At 58.5% G+C, this 16,872-nt stretch carries 18 protein-coding genes; 16 read left to right on the top strand and 2 right to left on the bottom strand.

Features of this window, described 5'->3' with window-relative positions:
- The first annotated feature begins 85 nt into the window (after positions 1-85).
- The 9 genes from BLQ41_RS29275 to BLQ41_RS29235 all read left to right on the top strand — a co-directional run bounded on the left by BLQ41_RS29275 (position 86) and on the right by BLQ41_RS29235 (position 8,609).
- Positions 86-1,198, top strand: coding sequence for an S-(hydroxymethyl)glutathione dehydrogenase/class III alcohol dehydrogenase (locus tag BLQ41_RS29275; protein ID WP_090187781.1), 1,113 nt, complete (start codon positions 86-88; stop codon positions 1,196-1,198).
- Between the two features lie 8 nt (positions 1,199-1,206).
- Positions 1,207-2,052, top strand: coding sequence for an S-formylglutathione hydrolase (gene fghA, locus BLQ41_RS29270; RefSeq protein ID WP_090187778.1), 846 nt, complete (start codon positions 1,207-1,209; stop codon positions 2,050-2,052).
- 53 nt (positions 2,053-2,105) lie between these two features.
- Positions 2,106-2,579, top strand: a complete 474-nt coding sequence (gene ispF / locus BLQ41_RS29265) for a 2-C-methyl-D-erythritol 2,4-cyclodiphosphate synthase (protein WP_008154023.1) — start codon at positions 2,106-2,108, stop codon at positions 2,577-2,579.
- Positions 2,576-3,634, top strand: coding sequence for a tRNA pseudouridine(13) synthase TruD (gene truD, locus BLQ41_RS29260; RefSeq protein ID WP_090187776.1), 1,059 nt, complete (start codon positions 2,576-2,578; stop codon positions 3,632-3,634). The genes ispF and truD overlap by 4 nt, the downstream gene beginning before the upstream one ends.
- The gene (gene surE / locus BLQ41_RS29255) at positions 3,622-4,371 is read left to right on the top strand and encodes a 5'/3'-nucleotidase SurE (protein ID WP_090187773.1); all 750 of its coding nucleotides are present in this window, start codon (positions 3,622-3,624) and stop codon (positions 4,369-4,371) included. Before truD ends, surE begins: the two co-directional genes overlap by 13 nt.
- Before the next feature lie 41 nt (positions 4,372-4,412).
- Positions 4,413-5,048 carry a protein-L-isoaspartate(D-aspartate) O-methyltransferase gene (locus BLQ41_RS29250; protein WP_197678969.1) on the top strand — a complete coding sequence of 212 codons (636 nt, stop codon included), beginning with the start codon at positions 4,413-4,415 and terminating at the stop codon, positions 5,046-5,048.
- 211 nt (positions 5,049-5,259) lie between these two features.
- A complete protein-coding gene (locus tag BLQ41_RS29245; protein WP_090187768.1) occupies positions 5,260-6,117 on the top strand; it encodes a peptidoglycan DD-metalloendopeptidase family protein in 858 nt (285 codons plus the stop codon).
- A gap of 105 nt (positions 6,118-6,222) precedes the next feature.
- Positions 6,223-7,230 carry an RNA polymerase sigma factor RpoS gene (gene rpoS, locus BLQ41_RS29240; RefSeq protein WP_056856224.1) on the top strand — a complete coding sequence of 336 codons (1,008 nt, stop codon included), beginning with the start codon at positions 6,223-6,225 and terminating at the stop codon, positions 7,228-7,230.
- Between the two features lie 216 nt (positions 7,231-7,446).
- Positions 7,447-8,609 (top strand): IS3 family transposase gene (locus BLQ41_RS29235; protein WP_090175779.1). Its coding sequence is split into 2 segments (ribosomal slippage): positions 7,447-7,702 and positions 7,702-8,609, totalling 1,164 coding nucleotides; the frame shifts between segments, so codons are not numbered across the junction.
- Positions 8,610-8,941: 332 nt separating this feature from the next.
- Here BLQ41_RS29235 and fdxA read toward each other — a convergent pair.
- Entirely contained in the window at positions 8,942-9,265 is a 324-nt protein-coding gene (gene fdxA, locus BLQ41_RS29230; RefSeq protein WP_090187765.1) for a ferredoxin FdxA, read from the bottom strand.
- A gap of 141 nt (positions 9,266-9,406) precedes the next feature.
- Positions 9,407-11,986: a DNA mismatch repair protein MutS gene (gene mutS / locus BLQ41_RS29225; RefSeq protein ID WP_090187763.1), complete on the bottom strand. Its 2,580-nt coding sequence runs from the start codon at positions 11,984-11,986 to the stop codon at positions 9,407-9,409.
- A 200-nt stretch (positions 11,987-12,186) separates the two neighbouring features.
- Here mutS and BLQ41_RS29220 point away from each other — a divergent pair, with 200 nt between their 5' ends.
- The 7 genes from BLQ41_RS29220 (at position 12,187) to BLQ41_RS29190 (ending at position 16,871) form a co-directional block, all read left to right on the top strand.
- Positions 12,187-12,921 (top strand): XRE family transcriptional regulator, encoded by a 735-nt coding sequence (locus BLQ41_RS29220; protein ID WP_090188906.1) that lies wholly within the window; start codon positions 12,187-12,189, stop codon positions 12,919-12,921.
- Between the two features lie 503 nt (positions 12,922-13,424).
- A complete protein-coding gene (locus tag BLQ41_RS29215; RefSeq protein ID WP_090187760.1) occupies positions 13,425-13,772 on the top strand; it encodes a phage holin family protein in 348 nt (115 codons plus the stop codon).
- 132 nt (positions 13,773-13,904) lie between these two features.
- Entirely contained in the window at positions 13,905-14,489 is a 585-nt protein-coding gene (locus BLQ41_RS29210) for a phage tail terminator protein (protein WP_090187756.1), read from the top strand.
- The gene (locus BLQ41_RS29205; protein ID WP_090187753.1) at positions 14,486-14,668 is read left to right on the top strand and encodes a DUF2635 domain-containing protein; all 183 of its coding nucleotides are present in this window, start codon (positions 14,486-14,488) and stop codon (positions 14,666-14,668) included. Before BLQ41_RS29210 ends, BLQ41_RS29205 begins: the two co-directional genes overlap by 4 nt.
- On the top strand, positions 14,668-16,164 hold the full coding sequence (locus tag BLQ41_RS29200) for a phage tail sheath subtilisin-like domain-containing protein (RefSeq protein ID WP_090187750.1): 1,497 nt from the start codon (positions 14,668-14,670) through the stop codon (positions 16,162-16,164). The genes BLQ41_RS29205 and BLQ41_RS29200 overlap by 1 nt, the downstream gene beginning before the upstream one ends.
- Positions 16,165-16,230: 66 nt before the next feature.
- Positions 16,231-16,578: a phage tail tube protein gene (locus BLQ41_RS29195; RefSeq protein WP_046054587.1), complete on the top strand. Its 348-nt coding sequence runs from the start codon at positions 16,231-16,233 to the stop codon at positions 16,576-16,578.
- Positions 16,575-16,871: a phage tail assembly protein gene (locus BLQ41_RS29190; RefSeq protein WP_046054588.1), complete on the top strand. Its 297-nt coding sequence runs from the start codon at positions 16,575-16,577 to the stop codon at positions 16,869-16,871. The genes BLQ41_RS29195 and BLQ41_RS29190 overlap by 4 nt, the downstream gene beginning before the upstream one ends.
- Position 16,872 lies beyond the last annotated feature (1 nt).

The following is a 16,872-nucleotide window of genomic DNA, read 5'->3' as shown; positions in this document are numbered from 1 at the left end:
ATAATGTTTTGCTTTTGTCCGGATTATTCACCGTCAAGCGGTGTATTACACTCCCTGTCTCGTTTTTATTCACTGGAGAATCCACATGATCAAGTCGCGCGCTGCCGTAGCCTTCGAGGCCAAGAAACCCCTCGAGATCGTTGAAGTCGATGTCGCCATGCCCAAGGCCGGTGAAGTGTTGTTGCGAGTGGTGGCTTCCGGTGTCTGTCATACGGATGCCTACACGCTGTCGGGCGCTGACCCGGAAGGCATCTTTCCGTCGATCCTCGGTCACGAAGGCGGTGCGGTGGTCGAAGCGATCGGCGAAGGCGTGACCTCTGTCGCCGTCGGCGACCATGTGATCCCGCTGTACACGCCGGAATGCCGTAAATGCAAATTCTGCCTCTCGGGCAAAACCAACCTATGCCAGGCGATTCGCGCGACGCAAGGTAAAGGCCTGATGCCAGATGGCACCACGCGTTTTTCCTACAAGGGCCAGCCGATTTTCCACTACATGGGCACCTCGACCTTTTCGGAGTACACCGTGTTGCCGGAAATCTCCGTTGCGAAGATTCCTAAAGAAGCGCCACTGGAAAAAGTCTGCCTGCTAGGCTGCGGTGTCACCACCGGGATTGGGGCGGTCCTCAATACCGCCAAGGTAAAACCCGGTGATACCGTGGCCATTTTCGGCCTTGGCGGCATCGGTTTGTCAGCCATCATCGGTGCGGTCAAGGCCAAGGCCGGTCGCATCATCGCCATCGACATCAACCCTGCCAAATTCGAAATCGCCAAGCAGCTGGGTGCAACCGATTGTGTGAACCCGAAAGATTTCGATCGTCCGATCCAGGAAGTCATCGTCGACATGACGGATGGCGGCGTCGACTTTTCCTTCGAGTGCATCGGCAACGTCCAGTTGATGCGTGCCGCGCTTGAGTGCTGCCACAAGGGCTGGGGCGAGTCGGTCATCATCGGCGTCGCCGGTGCCGGACAGGAAATTTCGACCCGTCCGTTCCAGCTGGTCACCGGTCGCGTCTGGCGCGGTTCGGCGTTCGGTGGCGTGCGTGGCCGCACCGAATTGCCAAGCTACGTCGAAATGGCCGAAACCGGCGAAATCCCGCTGGATACCTTCATCACCCACACCATGGGTCTGGAAGATATCAACAAGGCTTTCGACCTGATGCATGAAGGCAAAAGCATCCGCAGCGTCATTCATTTTTGAGGTCGCTCATGAGCCTGGAAAATATCTCCTGCCAGAAAAGCTTCGGCGGCTGGCACAAACGCTACAAGCACCGCTCCGACGTGCTCGGCTGCGACATGGTGTTCGCCGTGTACTTGCCACCGCAAGCGGAGCAGGGCGGCAAGCTGCCAGTGCTGTATTGGTTGTCCGGCCTGACCTGCACCGATGAAAACTTCATGCACAAGGCCGGCGCCCTGCGCATGGCCGCCGAGCTGGGGTTGATCATCGTCGCACCGGACACCAGCCCTCGCGGTCCTGACGTGCCGGGTGATCCAGAGGGTGCCTGGGACTTCGGCCTCGGCGCCGGGTTTTACCTGAATGCCTCGCAGGAACCGTGGTCGCGGCACTATCGGATGCATGACTATGTCGTGCAGGAATTGCCGGCATTGGTCGAAGCTCATTTCCCGGCTTCGGACAAACGCGGTATCAGCGGCCACTCCATGGGTGGTCATGGGGCGCTGGTCTGCGCCTTGCGCAACCCGGGGCGCTATCAGTCGGTGTCGGCGTTCTCGCCGATCAACAATCCGATGGATTGCCCGTGGGGCCAAAAAGCCTTTTCCCGGTACCTGGGCGAAGACCGTTCGAAATGGCGCGAATGGGATGCCTGTGCATTGATCGCCGAGGCCGATGAGAAATTGCCGCTGCTGGTCGACCAAGGTGATCGAGATGATTTCCTCGCCACGCAGCTCAAGCCGGAGGCGTTGCAACAGGCGGCCAAACTGGCCGGTCATCCGCTGACGTTGCGCCTGCAACCGGGCTACGATCACAGCTATTTCTTCATTGCCAGCTTCATTGACGACCACTTGCAGCATCATGGGCGTGCTCTAAGCGCCTAATGTCTGACAAAGCAGGTAGAATCACGCCCTGACAAAAATCGGGGCGTTTTTTTATGCGTATTGGCCACGGCTATGATGTGCATCGTTTCGCTGAAGGCGATTTCATTACTCTAGGCGGCGTGCGTATTGCACACGGCTTCGGGCTGCTCGCTCACTCCGACGGTGACGTCCTGCTGCACGCCTTGAGCGATGCCTTGCTCGGCGCGGCTGCGCTGGGTGATATCGGCAAGCACTTCCCGGACACCGACCCGACCTACAAGGGCGCCGACAGCCGGGTGCTGTTGCGTCATGTCGTCGCACTGATCCATGCCAAGGGCTGGAAGGTCGGCAATGTCGATAACACCATTGTTGCCCAGGCGCCGAAAATGGCCCCGCATATCGAATCGATGCGCGCGCTGATTGCCGCCGATCTTCAAGTTGAGTTGGATCAAGTGAACGTGAAAGCTACCACCACCGAAAAGCTCGGCTTTGTCGGTCGCGAAGAAGGCATCGCCGTGCATTCCGTTGCCTTGTTGCTGCGCGCATGAACGAAGTGCAATTGCTCGGCCCGCGGGCTTACGGTGATGCTCTCGGCACCGCGGTATTGAAAGCCACGGCAGAAGACTTTCAGGTCGATGAGGTGCTCAACATCCCCCTCAGCGGCGATGGCGAACACCTGTGGATCTGGGTGGAAAAGCGTGGCCTGAATACCGAAGAAGCGGCCCGGCGGATTGCCAAGGCCGCGGGCGTGCCATTGCGCACCGTCAGTTATGCGGGCTTGAAGGATCGTCAGGCGCTGACTCGCCAGTGGTTCAGCGTGCAGCTGCCGGGCAAGGCCGATCCTGATCTGGCGGCGGCAGAAAACGACACACTGAAAATCCTCAAGACCGGTCGACACAAACGCAAGTTGCAACGCGGTGCTCACTCGGCCAATGGCTTCACGTTGCGCCTGACGCAATTCGCGGGTGATAAAGACGCAATCGACGCGCGGCTGCAACTGATCGCCAAACAAGGCGTTCCCAATTATTTCGGCACCCAGCGTTTCGGCTTTGATGGTGGTAACGTCGTCGATGCCCGCGCCTGGGCTGCCCGTAAGGCCTTGCCGGAGCAGCGCAATGTGCGTTCGCGCCTGCTGTCCACTGCGCGCAGTTTTCTGTTTAACCAAGTGTTGGCGGCGCGCGTGGCCGATGGTAGCTGGCAGCGTGCTCAGGTCGGCGATCTGCTGGCCTTCACCGACAGTCGCAGCTTTTTTCCGGCTGGTGAAGCTGAATGCAGCGATCCGCGCCTGGCGATTCTCGACCTGCACCCGACCGGTCCTCAATGGGGCGAAGGTGACTCGCCGGCGACCGGCGCTGTCCATGTACTGGAGCAGGCAATCGCCGAGCGCGAAGCGGATCTGCGCGATTGGTTGATTAACGCCGGAATGAGCCACGAACGTCGCATCCTGCGGCTGCCCATTGGTGGGTTGACGTGGCATTATCCCGAGCCTGACATTCTGCAACTGGAATTCGTCCTCCCGGCCGGATGCTTCGCCACTGTATTGGTGCGCGAGCTTGTTGATCTGGTGCCGGTGGGGCAGACGGACAGCCCATGCGTATTCTGATTTCTAACGACGATGGGGTAGCCGCACCCGGTCTCGCCGCGCTTTATGCTGCGCTGGCGAATTACACCGAGTGCGTGGTTATCGCCCCGGACCAGGACAAAAGTGGCGCCAGCAGTTCGCTGACGCTCGACCGTCCGTTGCACCCGCAAACCCTGGCCAACGGCTTTATCAGCCTGAACGGCACACCCACCGATTGCGTGCACCTGGGCCTTAACGGCTTGCTGGAGTGCGAGCCGGACATGGTGGTTTCCGGTATCAACCTGGGCGCTAACCTGGGGGACGACGTGTTGTATTCCGGCACCGTCGCGGCGGCCCTCGAGGGGCGATTCCTTGAGCGTCCTTCGTTCGCCTTTTCGTTGGTCTCACGGCAAGTGGAGAACCTTCCCACAGCCGCTTACTTTGCGCGCAAACTGGTCGAAGCCCACGCTGACCTCGATCTGCCGCCGCGCACGGTATTGAACGTGAACATTCCCAATCTGCCGCTGGATCACATTCGCGGCATTCAGCTGACCCGCCTGGGACACCGCGCACGCGCTGCGGCGCCGATGAAGGTGGTCGACCCGCGCGGCAAATCCGGTTACTGGATCGCTGCGGCGGGCGACGCTGAAGACGGCGGCCCGGGCACTGATTTCCATGCGGTGATGCAAGGCTATGTATCCATCACGCCGCTGCAACTGGATCGCACCTTCAATGATGCCTTTAGAAGTCTCGATGGCTGGCTGGAGGGGTTGCGCTAATGGGTCGTGAACAAGACGATATTTTGCGTCGCGGCATCGGGATGACCTCTCAACGCACTCGCGAACGCCTTATTCAGCGCCTGTATGAAGAGGGCGTTTCCAACGCCAAGGTGCTTGAAGTCATCCGCCGTACACCGCGTCATCTGTTCGTCGACGAGGCGCTGGCCCACCGCGCTTATGAAGACACTGCACTGCCGATCGGACACAACCAGACCATCTCCCAGCCTTATATGGTGGCGCGCATGAGCGAGCTGCTGCTTGAGGCAGGGCCGCTCGACAAGGTGATGGAAATCGGCACCGGCTCCGGCTACCAGACAGCGGTACTGTCGCAACTGGTCGAGCGGGTGTTCTCCGTGGAGCGCATCAAGGTTTTGCAGGACCGGGCCAAGGAACGCCTGGTCGAGCTGAACCTACGCAACGTGGTTTTTCGCTGGGGTGACGGTTGGGAAGGCTGGCCGGCGCTGGCACCGTATAACGGCATTATCGTTACGGCGGTAGCTACCGATGTTCCGCAGGCATTGCTCGATCAATTGGCGCCGGGCGGAAGACTGGTCATACCGGTCGGTTCGGGTGAGGTGCAGCAATTGATGCTGATCATCCGTGAAGAAAACGGCTTTTCCCGACGCGTTTTGGGGTCGGTGCGCTTCGTACCGTTGCTCAATGGGCCACTGGCCTGAGCATTTATTCAGGAGCGCTGAATTCTCTTCGATTGTCCGGGTCTTACAGCGGCATCGAAGTGTTAAACGGAATTCATCGGCAGGCAGCAAACGTGTGCGCGAAGCCATTTCGCTTCATTAAAGGTAAAGCCTGTCGGGCCCGTTATACTTGCGACATTTCGTGCCGGAACACGGCAATCCACATTTTCAGCCACCACAAAGGGAGCGGCGGGTGAGTCTCACAGTCATTGCGCAGCGTATGGGTACAAAGAGCTTTCAGCGCCTGGTGACTGGCCTCGTCTTGAGCACCTTGCTGGTCGGTTGCTCCAGTTCCAAAACGAGTGATGTTCGCGTGGTCGATCGCAACAACGCCGCTCCTCAGCGTCCGGCAGTGACCACGGGGCAGTACGTCGTTCGACCGAAAGACACGCTGTTCTCGATCGCTTTTCGCTACGGTTGGGACTACAAAGCCCTCGCCGCACGGAACAACATTCCTACGCCGTACACGATCCACCCGGGTCAGACAATTCGCTTTGATGGTCGCACCGGTTCAACACCAGCGCCGGTGGAGAGTGCAACCGATTCAACGCCTTCTTCGTCACTGAAAACCACGGTAATCCGGCGTCAGGCTAATGGCACAACGACCAGTAGCTCAGTGGTTGCACCGTCCTTCGCCAACAAGCCGGCCCCCGCTCCGATGCCTCCTGCCGGCCCGGCCCCGACCGGCTGGGGATGGCCATCTAATGGCATTCTGATTGGAAAGTTCTCCTCAAACGGTAGTTTGAATAAAGGAATTGATATCGCCGGAGATTTGGGACAGCCTGTTTTAGCTGCGTCTGATGGGACGGTGGTATACGCCGGGAGTGGCTTAAGGGGCTACGGCGAATTAGTCATCATCAAACACAGCGACACCTACGTCAGTGCCTACGGACATAACCGCAGGCTGTTGGTTCGGGAGGGGCAGCAGGTCAAGGTCGGACAGACAATTGCCGAAATGGGGTCAACGGGTACAGACCGGGTGAAGCTGCATTTTGAGATTCGCCGACAAGGTAAACCTGTAGATCCGCTGCAGTTCCTGCCACGCCGTTGATTTGTTGCCAGCCTGTTCCGTCACGTAGAGGGGACAGGCTCCAGCGTTGCCAAGGATAAAGGCGCCGCTTGAGCTTGGGGTCGAACTCACCAAAGGACTATAACAATGGCTCTCAGTAAAGAAGTGCCGGAGTTTGACATCGACGATGAGGTTCTCCTTATGGAGACCGGCATCGGTACGGATTCGATGTCGAATGATGAAGGGGCTGCTCCACCTTCCGTTCGTGCCAAATCCAAACACTCCGCTTCGTTAAAGCAACACAAGTACATCGATTACACTCGGGCACTCGATGCCACGCAGCTGTACCTCAACGAAATCGGCTTTTCCCCATTGCTCTCTCCGGAAGAAGAAGTTCATTTTGCGCGCTTGTCGCAAAGTGGCGATCCGGCGGGGCGCAAGCGCATGATTGAAAGTAACCTGCGACTGGTGGTGAAAATCGCCCGCCGCTATGTCAATCGTGGGCTGTCACTGCTGGACCTGATCGAAGAGGGCAACCTCGGTCTGATCCGCGCAGTGGAGAAGTTCGACCCTGAGCGAGGCTTCCGCTTTTCGACCTACGCAACCTGGTGGATTCGTCAGACCATCGAGCGCGCGATCATGAATCAGACCCGGACCATCCGGTTACCGATCCATGTGGTCAAAGAGCTCAATGTGTACCTGCGGGCTGCACGGGAGCTGACCCAAAAGCTCGACCATGAACCCTCACCCGAAGAAATCGCCAACCTGCTGGAAAAACCAGTGGCAGAGGTCAAGCGCATGCTCGGCTTGAACGAGCGGGTTTCTTCGGTCGACGTCTCGCTGGGTCCGGATTCGGATAAAACCCTGCTGGACACCCTTACCGATGATCGTCCAACCGATCCATGTGAACTGCTGCAGGACGACGACCTGTCTCAGAGCATCGATCAATGGCTTTCGGAGCTGACCGACAAGCAACGTGAAGTGGTGGTCCGTCGCTTCGGCTTGCGTGGCCACGAGAGCAGCACGCTTGAAGACGTAGGCCTGGAGATTGGCCTGACCCGGGAGCGGGTCAGACAGATTCAGGTGGAAGGCCTCAAGCGTCTTCGTGAGATTCTTGAGAAGAACGGCTTGTCGAGCGAGTCGCTGTTTCAATAAGCCATTTGTTCAGACGGTCATAAAAGGCCCCGACTGGCTCGGGGTTTTTTATTGCCTGAAAGATGAGGGTGATCGTCTCGGCTTTGTAGTATCGCGCTGTAAGTTTTCGCTTACTCTTTCGTAAGTGTTCACTATTTTTACAGGTTGGTAGTTGTAGTGGTCTAATGAAACCGGACACCCATTTAGGCGAGAATGCTCGCCAGATCGAGGTGTCAGATGACCAAACAACGCCGCTCCTTTACTCCTGAATTCAAGCGCGAGGCTGCCGACCTTGTGCTCAAACAAAACTACAGCTACATCGAAGCCAGCCGTTCACTCGGCATTGGTGAATCGGCATTGCGCCGCTGGGTTGACCAGATTCAGAAAGAACATAAAGGCGTCACCCCGCAGAGCAAGGCACTGACTCCGGAACAGCAAAAAATTCAGGAGCTGGAAGCCCGGATTGCTCGGCTTGAGCGAGAGAAATCAATACTAAAAAAGGCTACTGCGCTCTTGATGTCGGAAGATCACGAGCGTTCGCGCTGATTGACCAGTTGAGCGCCCATGAGCCGGTTGATTGGCTGTGCAAGGTGTTTGACGTCACTCGCTCGTGTTACTACGCCCAGCGCCTGCGGCGCCGCACGCCGGATGTTGAACGGCTTCGATTGCGTAGTCGCGTCAGTGAGCTGTTCTCGCAAAGTCGCAGCTCTGCGGGCAGTCGCAGCATCCTGTCACTGATGCGTGAAGACGGTGAGCAACTCGGTCGATTCAAAGTGCGTAGCTTGATGCGCGAGCTTGATTTAGTCAGCAAACAACCCGGCTCCCATGCCTACAAACGAGCAACAGTAGAAAGACTGGATATCCCGAACACATTGAACCGCGAGTTCGACGTGCCAGCGCCCAATCAAGTCTGGTGCGGCGATATCACCTACATTTGGGCACAAGGAAAGTGGCATTACCTGGCTGTCGTCCTGGATCTTTGTACGCGTCGGATCGTGGGCTGGGCGCTGTCGGAAAAGCCAGACGCTGAGCTGGTGATCAAAGCGCTGGATATGGCTTACGAGCAGCGTGGCAGGCCTTCGGATCTGCTATTCCACTCAGACCAGGGATCGCAATATGCAAGCCGACTCTTTCGCCAGCGGTTGTGGCGATACCGCATGCGCCAAAGCATGAGTCGACGAGGAAACTGCTGGGATAACGCACCGATGGAGCGCGTATTTCGCAGCTTGAAAACAGAATGGATACCGACCGTGGGCTATCGAACTGCGCAGGAAGCACAGCGCGATATCAGCCATTTTTTGATGCATCGCTACAACTGGATTCGGCCTCACCAATTCAACGATGGGTTGGCGCCAGCGCGGGCCGAGGAAAAACTTAACGTCGTGTCCGGGATTAGTTGACCACTACATAGTCGCCCATACCCTATGTGCGCATTGCTTATCTATTTGATTTATATTGATAATTTATTGTGTTAACAGCATATGACAAACGTTTTTAGCGATCTGGGTCAATTGCGCTTGGTAGGGATTTCTCTAGTATCTGAACTGTGTCGACGGATCGACACGCCCTTCAAGGAAGGGGGGAATGGACATCGCAGGAAGCGATTCATCAGGACGATGAAAAGGAATACAGGGAATAGGGAAAAATGTGGGCGGGTCAAACCGCCCCTTTTTTTTGCCTGCAGAAAAGCAAAAAGGCCCACGAGGGGCCTTTTCCAGAACGCGTGGGAAGATCAGCGTTCGAGTTCTTTGATCTTGCCTTTCTTGCCATCCCACTCTTCAGCGTCTGGCAGCGGATCTTTCTTCTCGGTGATGTTGGGCCATATTTCGGCCAACTCAACGTTCAGCTGAATGAATTGCTGCATGTCTTCCGGGACTTCATCTTCGGAGAAGATGGCCACGGCAGGGCACTCTGGTTCGCACAGTGCGCAGTCGATGCACTCATCCGGGTGAATCACCAGGAAGTTCGGGCCTTCGTAAAAGCAGTCCACCGGACAGACTTCTACGCAGTCGGTGTACTTGCACTTGATGCAGTTGTCGGTGACGACGAAGGTCATTCTAATTTTCTCCTCAGGCGGCGGCAGCGGAGCCCCTTCACGTTGGGGTCGCCAGGTTTGGGAGCGATAATCTGCAGGCCAGGCTATTAGCCAGCAGCATCCCAAACCGCGCGAGATTCTAACAGCTTGCAGGCAAGTGCGTTAGACCCGTGTCTTTAGTGTATAGAGCATTTCTAGCGCGCGACGCGGCGTCATGTCGTCCAGATCAAGTTTTGCCAGTTCATCGAGCACCGGATGCGGCAGGCTGGCGAACATATCGCTCTGCTGCGGCACGGCCGGTTTGCCTTTGGCGGGCTTGGGCACTTCATGGGGCAGTGCAGTGGCCTCCAGGCGGCCCAAATGCTCACGAGCGCGCACAATCACTTCACTTGGCACGCCTGCCAACTGCGCAACCGCCAAGCCGTAGCTCTGGCTGGCAGGGCCGGGCAGGACGTGGTGCAGGAACACGATGCGCTCGTTGTGCTCGGTGGCATTGAGGTGAACGTTAGCCACCAGCGGTTGCGCCTCCGGTAGCACCGTCAGCTCGAAGTAGTGGGTGGCGAACAGTGTGTAAGCGCGCAGATACGCCAGACGTTCCGCCGCGGCCCAGGCCAGCGACAGGCCGTCGAAGGTGCTGGTGCCGCGACCGACTTCGTCCATCAGCACCAGGCTGCGTTCGGTGGCGTTGTGCAGAATGTTCGCGGTTTCGCTCATTTCGACCATGAAGGTCGACCGGCCACCGGCCAGGTCATCACTGGAACCGATCCGGGTAAAGATCCGGTCCACCAGGGACAATTCGCAACTGGCTGCCGGCACGAAACTGCCGATATGCGCCAGCAACACGATCAACGCGGTCTGGCGCATGTAGGTGGATTTACCGCCCATGTTCGGACCGGTAATCACCAGCATGCGCGTGTTGTCGTCGAGGCTCAGGTCGTTGGCCACGAACGGCGTGGTCAGTACTTGCTCGACCACCGGGTGACGACCCTGGGTGATACGCATGCACGGCTCGTCAACGAAGCGCGGGCAGTTCAGGTCCAGGTTCAGCGCACGCTCGGCCAGGTTGCTCAGCACGTCCAGTTCGGCCAGCGCCGCGGCGGTGTCCTGCAGCGGAGGCAGTTGGGCGATCAGGTCTTCGAGCAGCGCTTCGTACAACATCTTCTCGCGGGCCAAGGCACGGCTCTTGGCCGACAGCGCCTTGTCCTCGAACGCTTTCAGTTCCGGCGTGATGAAACGCTCGGCGCCTTTGAGCGTCTGGCGACGAATGTAATCGGCCGGTGCCGACTCGGCTTGCTTGCTCGGCAGCTCGATGAAATAGCCGTGAATGCGGTTGTAACCGACCTTCAAGTGCGACAGACCGGTGCGAGCCTTTTCCCGTGCTTCCAGATCAATCAGGAACTGCCCGGCGTTCTCGCTGAGCGATTGCAGATCGTCGAGTTCGCTGTCGTAACCGGTCTTCAACACGCCGCCGTCACGGATGACTGCAGGCGGGTTGTCGATGATGGCTTTTTCCAGCAGCGCCGCGAGTTCCGGGTAGGTGCTGGTGGTCTTCGCCAGTTGAATGATGTGCGGCGCTTCGAGCTCGGTCATCGCCGCTTGCAGCTCAGGCAGCGCACCGAGTGCATCGCGCAGACGCGCCAGGTCACGAGGACGGGCGTTGCGCAGGCCGATCCGCGCCAGAATCCGCTCGATGTCACCGATTTCCTTGAGCTGCGGTTGCAGTTTTTCGAAACGGTAACCGTCGAGCAGGCAGGTGATCGACGTCTGGCGCGCCAGCAATACAGTGAGATCGCGCAGCGGACGGTTCAGCCAGCGAGTCAGCAAACGACTGCCCATGGCCGTCTGGCAGCGATCGACCACCGATTGCAGCGTATTGTCGCGACCACCGGCCAGGTTGGTGTCCAGCTCCAGGTTGCGACGGCTCGCGCCGTCCAGCACCACGGTATCATCCAGGCGTTCATGGCGCAGGCTGCGCAAGTGGGGCAGGGCGGTGCGCTGGGTTTCCTTGGCGTAACTGAGCAGGCAACCGGCCGCACCGATGGCCAGGGTCAGGTTCTCGCAACCGAAGCCTTTCAGGTCCTGGGTGGAGAACTGCTGGCAAAGACTTTTCAGCGCCGAGTCGCGCTCGAAATCCCACGGCGCACGGCGACGAACCCCACGACGTTTTTCCGCCGGCAAATCCTTCGGCCAATCATCCGGGATCATCAGTTCTACCGGATTGACCCGCTCCAGCTCCGCCAGCAGGTTTTCCCAGCCTTTGATCTCCAGCACCGTGAAGTTGCCGCTGGTGATATCGAGCACAGCCAGGCCGAAAAGACGCTCGTCACCCAGCACCGCCGCAATCAGGTTATCCCGGCGCTCGTCGAGCAGCGCTTCATCACTGACCGTACCCGGCGTGATGATCCGCACTACCTGGCGATCCACCGGCCCTTTGCTGGTGGCCGGGTCGCCGACCTGCTCGCAGATCACCACCGACTCGCCCAGTTTGACCAGTTTCGCCAGGTAACCTTCAGCAGAGTGGTAAGGAATCCCACACATCGGAATCGCCTGACCCGCCGATTGCCCACGGGCCGTCAGGGTGATGTCCAGCAACTTGGCGGCCTTCTTCGCGTCTTCGTAGAAGATCTCGTAGAAGTCGCCCATGCGGTAGAACATCAGCTGGTCGGGGTGCTGGTTCTTCAGGCGCCAGTATTGCTGCATCATTGGCGTGTGGGAGGACAGGTCGGAGAGGGCTTTATTCATCGGGAATTCAGGAAAACTCGTTCAAAGGTGTAGGGCAAAGGAAGGGGCATCGGCCGGCTTTTGCGCAATGGGCGCAAGATTAACATGGGCAGTCCGCTCGACGCAGGCATGAACGCCTCACCGGTCTTTTCTGCTGTCTATGCATGATTTATGCAAAACAGCATTTGTCTTCGTAAAAAAGATCAAGCACTATGCGCGTTATGCAAAAACGCAATGTTTCTACCGTCCTAAGAGCGCTGCTCGATCAGCACGGGATCTCCCCCACGGAGCTTCACCGTCGCACCGGCGTGCCTCAATCCACGCTCTCGCGGATCCTCGGCGGGAAGATCGTCGATCCTTCGGATAAACACATCTCGAAAATCGCCGAGTACTTCGCCGTGAGCACCGATCAGTTGCGCGGGCGCGTCGATGTCGCGACCACCGCCACTGCCGGGCGCGATCAATTGCATTCCGAACTCAAGGATATAAGTCTGTGGGACGACGACACCCCCGTCGATGACGACGAAGTGTCCGTCCCCTTTCTTCGCGAGGTTGAATTGGCTGCTGGATCAGGAAGATTCGTCATCGAAGAGAGCGAGCGCTCTAGCCTGCGCTTCGGCAAGCGAAGTCTGCGCCACAACGGTGTGCAGTTCGACCAGGCCAAATGCGTGACAGTACGTGGCAACAGTATGCTGCCGGTGTTGCGCGATGGTGCCACTGTCGGGGTGAATGCCGGCAAGTGCGCGATTGGCGACATCGTCGATGGCGATCTTTATGCCATCAACCATAACGGCCAGTTGCGGGTTAAACAGCTGTATCGCCTGCCGACTGGCATTCGCCTGCGCAGCTTCAATCGCGATGAACACCCGGACGAGGACTACACCTTCCAGGAAATCCAGGAAGAGCAAATCGTCATCCTCGGTCACGTCTTCTGGTGGGGCATGTACGCCCGTTAACCTCATCACTGTCAGATAAAAACCCGCCCTCGAGCGGGTTTTTTTTCGTCTTGCGAAAACCGCCAGCGCCTTTGTCTGCGGGGCTTTCATGCGTCAGTGCAATTCAGATGCATAAATAAATGCATTTGTGCATTGACTGTATATGCATCCATGCATATTCTTTGTCTCAAGCCGCTCAACAAAGCAGCTCGAAACGAAGCTCTTTAGTTCCACCACAAAGGCAGCGATGAACCGGCCTCAACGGTTCAGAGGGTTGGCAACTGACCCGGGTGTGCAGCGTAAAGCACCAGAAGCAGTTATCCGGCGGGCAGGGACCGCGGTCGGAAAAACAATCTGAATGGACTCGTACCGCGCCAGTAGCGCCGAAAGGTCAGCGGGACCGTATTACTGAAAAGCCCGGAGTAATACCGGGCTTTTTGGAATGCCTACCTGTCGCCGATTCCTCAATCGGCACCGGTTCAAACACAAACACATCACTCATCAATCACCCCAGGAGGCGTGACATGACAAACGAGCAACAAGCGTTGCTGGACATGCCTATCTGGCTTGTCATCGTCCTCGCCTTGGTGGGCGGGGTGTCCGGCGAAATGTGGCGCGCTGACAAGGACGGCGCCCGTGGCTGGGCGCTGCTGCGGCGCCTGGCGCTGCGTTCCGGGGCCTGCGTCATCTGCGGGGTCTCGGCAATCATGCTGCTGTACGCCGCCGGCGTGTCGATCTGGGCCGCCTGCGCGTTTGGTTGCCTGACGGCGATGGCCGGGGCGGACGTTGCGATTGGCCTTTATGAGCGCTGGGCGGCCAAGCGGATTGGTGTTTGCGAAGTGCCGCCGCGCGACGCCAGTCAGGATCGCTGAAACTCCAAGACCAATGGATTGGCGAACAGCGGTGCCGACCGGCACCCGACCCGCAAGGATGCGGGTTTTCCAAGGCCAGTACCTTTCCTTCAAACCCGCCTAGGCGGGTTTTTTATCGCCTGGTGAAAAACCATGAAGATCACTCCATTGATCGTGCAACTGCGTGATTACTGCCCAACGCTTGCCAGCCGGGTGGCTGCCGGTATCGACCTTGCTACGTTGCAAGCTGAAAACCTGCTGCAAACCCCTTGCGCCTACGTCATTACGCTTGCTGATCTGGTAAGCAATAGCCTTGCCCAAAATCTGACCCAGCAACCTATCCGGGACCGCTTTGAAGTGACTCTGGTGCTTGAAGCAACCGACGCTACAAAAGCGCTGGATCTGTTGCACGACTTGCGGGCAGAACTGTGGCGCGCACTGGTGGGTTTCAAACCCGGCAGCGACTACGCCGCCATCGAATATGACGGTGGCGAACTGGTTTCCCTCAACAGCAGTCGCGTGTTGTATCGCCTGCGCTTTTTTGCCGAGTTCCAGCTCGGCCGCAATCTGCCTGGTCAGCCTGCGGAGAGCTGGCACGAACGTGAACTGGACGGCTTGACGTCCTTTACCGGGGCCACTGTGCGGGTCGATGCGATCGATCCGGCGGACCCCAATCTGAAACGCCCGGGCCCCGACGGGCGCCTGGAACTGACTTTCTCTGGAGACGTAACCCCATGAGCAAACGCATCACCGTGCTGCCGGCCCCAGGTCGCGCCGTGCCCGACCCGGAAGCGGGCGATCTGTTGCCCCTCGAGGGCCGTGAAGTGCCGGACAACGCCTGGTGGCGTCGGCGTCTGGCCGATGGCGATATCACTACCAAAGCCGTGAAAGCGGAAAAACCACAGGGAGCCAAATAATGGCGATCGGATTCAGCAACATCCCCTCGGACATTCGTGTCCCGCTGTTCTACGCCGAGATGGACAATTCGGCGGCCAATAGCGCGTCGTCGGCCATGCGCCGTTTGATCGTCGCTCAGGTCAACGACAACATTGCGCCAGCCGACACTGGAAAACTGGTGTTGGTGTCCAGCGTGGCGCTGGCTAAAAGCATTGGCGGCCAGGGCTCGATGCTTGCCTCGATGTATGAAACCTGGCGCAAGACCGACCCGATCGGCGAGATCTGGTGCCTGCCGCTGCACAACACTGAAGGCAGCATCGCCAAGGGCGTGTTGACCCTGACCGGCGCGGCCACTCAAAGCGGTGTGCTCAACCTGTACGTCGGCGGCGTTCGCGTTCAAGCGGCCATCGTCAACGGCGCCACGGCAGCTCAAGCTGCTACCGCACTGTCGCTGAAAATCAACGCCTCGGCAGATCTGCCGGTCAGCGCTGCGGCCGTTGAAGGCATCGTGACCCTGAGCGCCAAATGGACTGGCGACAGCGGTAACGACATCAGCCTGCAATTCAATCGCCTGGGCAAGAGTAACGGCGAAGAATCTCCGGCCGGTCTGACCACGGCCATCACCGCCATGACCGGCGGTGCCGGTGTGCCGGATCAGGTCGCAGCGGTAGCGGCGCTGGGCGATGAACCGTTCGAGTTCATCTGCATGCCATTCTCGGATTTGAGCACCCTCAACACCTGGCAAGCCGTCATGGATGACAGCACCGGTCGTTGGTCGTGGGCCAAGCAATTGTTCGGTCATGTCTACAGCGCCAAGCGCGGCACCCTTGGGACTTTGGTCGCTGCCGGCCAAGCGCGTAATGACCAGCACATGACCCTTCAGGCGCTGGAGCCAGGCGTACCACAACCATTCTGGGTTCAGGCCGCCGCACTCGCTGCGCGCACGTCGATGTTCATCTCCGCCGACGCCAGCCGTCCGACACAAAGCGGTAGCCTGCCAGGTCTGGACCCGGCACCCGCCAGTGAGCGTTTCACCCTGACCGAGCGTCAGTCGCTGCTCAACTACGGGATCGCCACCGCGTACTACGAAGGCGGCTACGTGCGCATTCAGCGCTCGATTACCACCTATCAGAAGAACGCCTACGGCCAGGCAGACAACTCCTACCTGGACAGCGAAACCATGCACCAGTCGGCCTTCATCGTGCGTCGTCTGCAAAGCGTAATTACGAGCAAATACGGTCGCCACAAACTGGCCTCTGACGGCACCCGTTTCGGCGCCGGCCAGCCGATCGTGACCCCGAGCACTATCCGCGGCGAGCTGATCGCCCAGTACGCCAAGCTCGAACTGGAAGGCCACGTCGAAAACGCCGAGCTGTTTGCCGAGCACTTGATCGTCGAGCGCGACGTGCAGGACCCGAGCCGGGTCAACGTGCTGTTCCCGCCGGATTACATCAACGGCCTGCGCGTGTTTGCGCTGCTCAACCAATTCCGTCTGCAGTACGACGACGCAGCCTGATCGCTGCCTTTGACTGTGTGATTTCAGCCCACCTCGCGTGGGCTTTTTATTGAAGGGAGTAACACCATGGGTCAACTGATTGCGGGCACCTGCTACGTCAAAGTGGACGGTGCTCAACTGACTATCAATGGCGGCTGCGAAGCGCCGTTGATGGCTGTGAAACGGGAAACCGTCGTACCGGGTTTCTACAAGGAAACCGACATTTCCCCATCGTTCAAAGTGACGGCGCTGCACACCGCTGACTTCCCGCTCAAGCAACTGATCGCAGGCGCCGACATGACCGTCACCTGTGAATTCAGCAACGGCAAAGTCTACGTACTGGCCGGCGCTTACTTGGTTGAAGAGCCTGTCTCCAAAGGTGATGACGCCACCATCGAACTGAAATTCGAAGGCATCAAGGGGACCTGGCAATGACTGGCGCCGTGAAGCTTCAGGTTGCGATCGAAGCTCACGGCGAGCCCTTGACCGAACTCAATCTGCGCCGCCCAACGGTGCAGGAAGTTCGAGCGATCAAGGCGCTGCCGTACAAGATCGACAAAAGCGAAGAAGTCAGCCTCGACATGGACGTCGCGGCCAAATACATCGCCGTGTGCGCCGGCATCCCGCCGTCGTCGGTCAACCAGTTGGATCTGGCTGACCTCAACGCGCTTAGCTGGGCTGTCGCGAGTTTTTTCATGAGTGCGGCGTCGGAGCCATCACCGACCTGAT

Source organism: Pseudomonas arsenicoxydans, from assembly GCF_900103875.1.
GTDB classification, from domain to species: Bacteria; Pseudomonadota; Gammaproteobacteria; order Pseudomonadales; family Pseudomonadaceae; genus Aquipseudomonas; species Aquipseudomonas arsenicoxydans.
Note: the sequence above shows the minus strand (reverse complement) of the source record. Positions and strands in the feature narration are given on the sequence as shown.

Excerpts from the sequence above, each read along its gene's own strand:
- ispF (WP_008154023.1), top strand. The coding sequence starts at position 2,106 with ATGCGTATTGGCCACGGCTATGATGTGCATCGTTTCGCTGAAGGCGAT.
- mutS (WP_090187763.1), bottom strand. The coding sequence starts at position 11,986 with ATGAATAAAGCCCTCTCCGACCTGTCCTCCCACACGCCAATGATGCAG.
- BLQ41_RS29210 (WP_090187756.1), top strand. The coding sequence starts at position 13,905 with ATGAAGATCACTCCATTGATCGTGCAACTGCGTGATTACTGCCCAACG.
- BLQ41_RS29250 (WP_197678969.1), top strand. The coding sequence starts at position 4,413 with ATGACCTCTCAACGCACTCGCGAACGCCTTATTCAGCGCCTGTATGAA.
- BLQ41_RS29190 (WP_046054588.1), top strand. The coding sequence starts at position 16,575 with ATGACTGGCGCCGTGAAGCTTCAGGTTGCGATCGAAGCTCACGGCGAG.
- BLQ41_RS29195 (WP_046054587.1), top strand. The coding sequence starts at position 16,231 with ATGGGTCAACTGATTGCGGGCACCTGCTACGTCAAAGTGGACGGTGCT.
- truD (WP_090187776.1), top strand. The coding sequence starts at position 2,576 with ATGAACGAAGTGCAATTGCTCGGCCCGCGGGCTTACGGTGATGCTCTC.
- fdxA (WP_090187765.1), bottom strand. The coding sequence starts at position 9,265 with ATGACCTTCGTCGTCACCGACAACTGCATCAAGTGCAAGTACACCGAC.
- surE (WP_090187773.1), top strand. The coding sequence starts at position 3,622 with ATGCGTATTCTGATTTCTAACGACGATGGGGTAGCCGCACCCGGTCTC.
- BLQ41_RS29200 (WP_090187750.1), top strand. The coding sequence starts at position 14,668 with ATGGCGATCGGATTCAGCAACATCCCCTCGGACATTCGTGTCCCGCTG.
- BLQ41_RS29220 (WP_090188906.1), top strand. The coding sequence starts at position 12,187 with ATGCAAAAACGCAATGTTTCTACCGTCCTAAGAGCGCTGCTCGATCAG.
- BLQ41_RS29215 (WP_090187760.1), top strand. The coding sequence starts at position 13,425 with ATGACAAACGAGCAACAAGCGTTGCTGGACATGCCTATCTGGCTTGTC.
- fghA (WP_090187778.1), top strand. The coding sequence starts at position 1,207 with ATGAGCCTGGAAAATATCTCCTGCCAGAAAAGCTTCGGCGGCTGGCAC.
- rpoS (WP_056856224.1), top strand. The coding sequence starts at position 6,223 with ATGGCTCTCAGTAAAGAAGTGCCGGAGTTTGACATCGACGATGAGGTT.
- BLQ41_RS29275 (WP_090187781.1), top strand. The coding sequence starts at position 86 with ATGATCAAGTCGCGCGCTGCCGTAGCCTTCGAGGCCAAGAAACCCCTC.
- BLQ41_RS29205 (WP_090187753.1), top strand. The coding sequence starts at position 14,486 with ATGAGCAAACGCATCACCGTGCTGCCGGCCCCAGGTCGCGCCGTGCCC.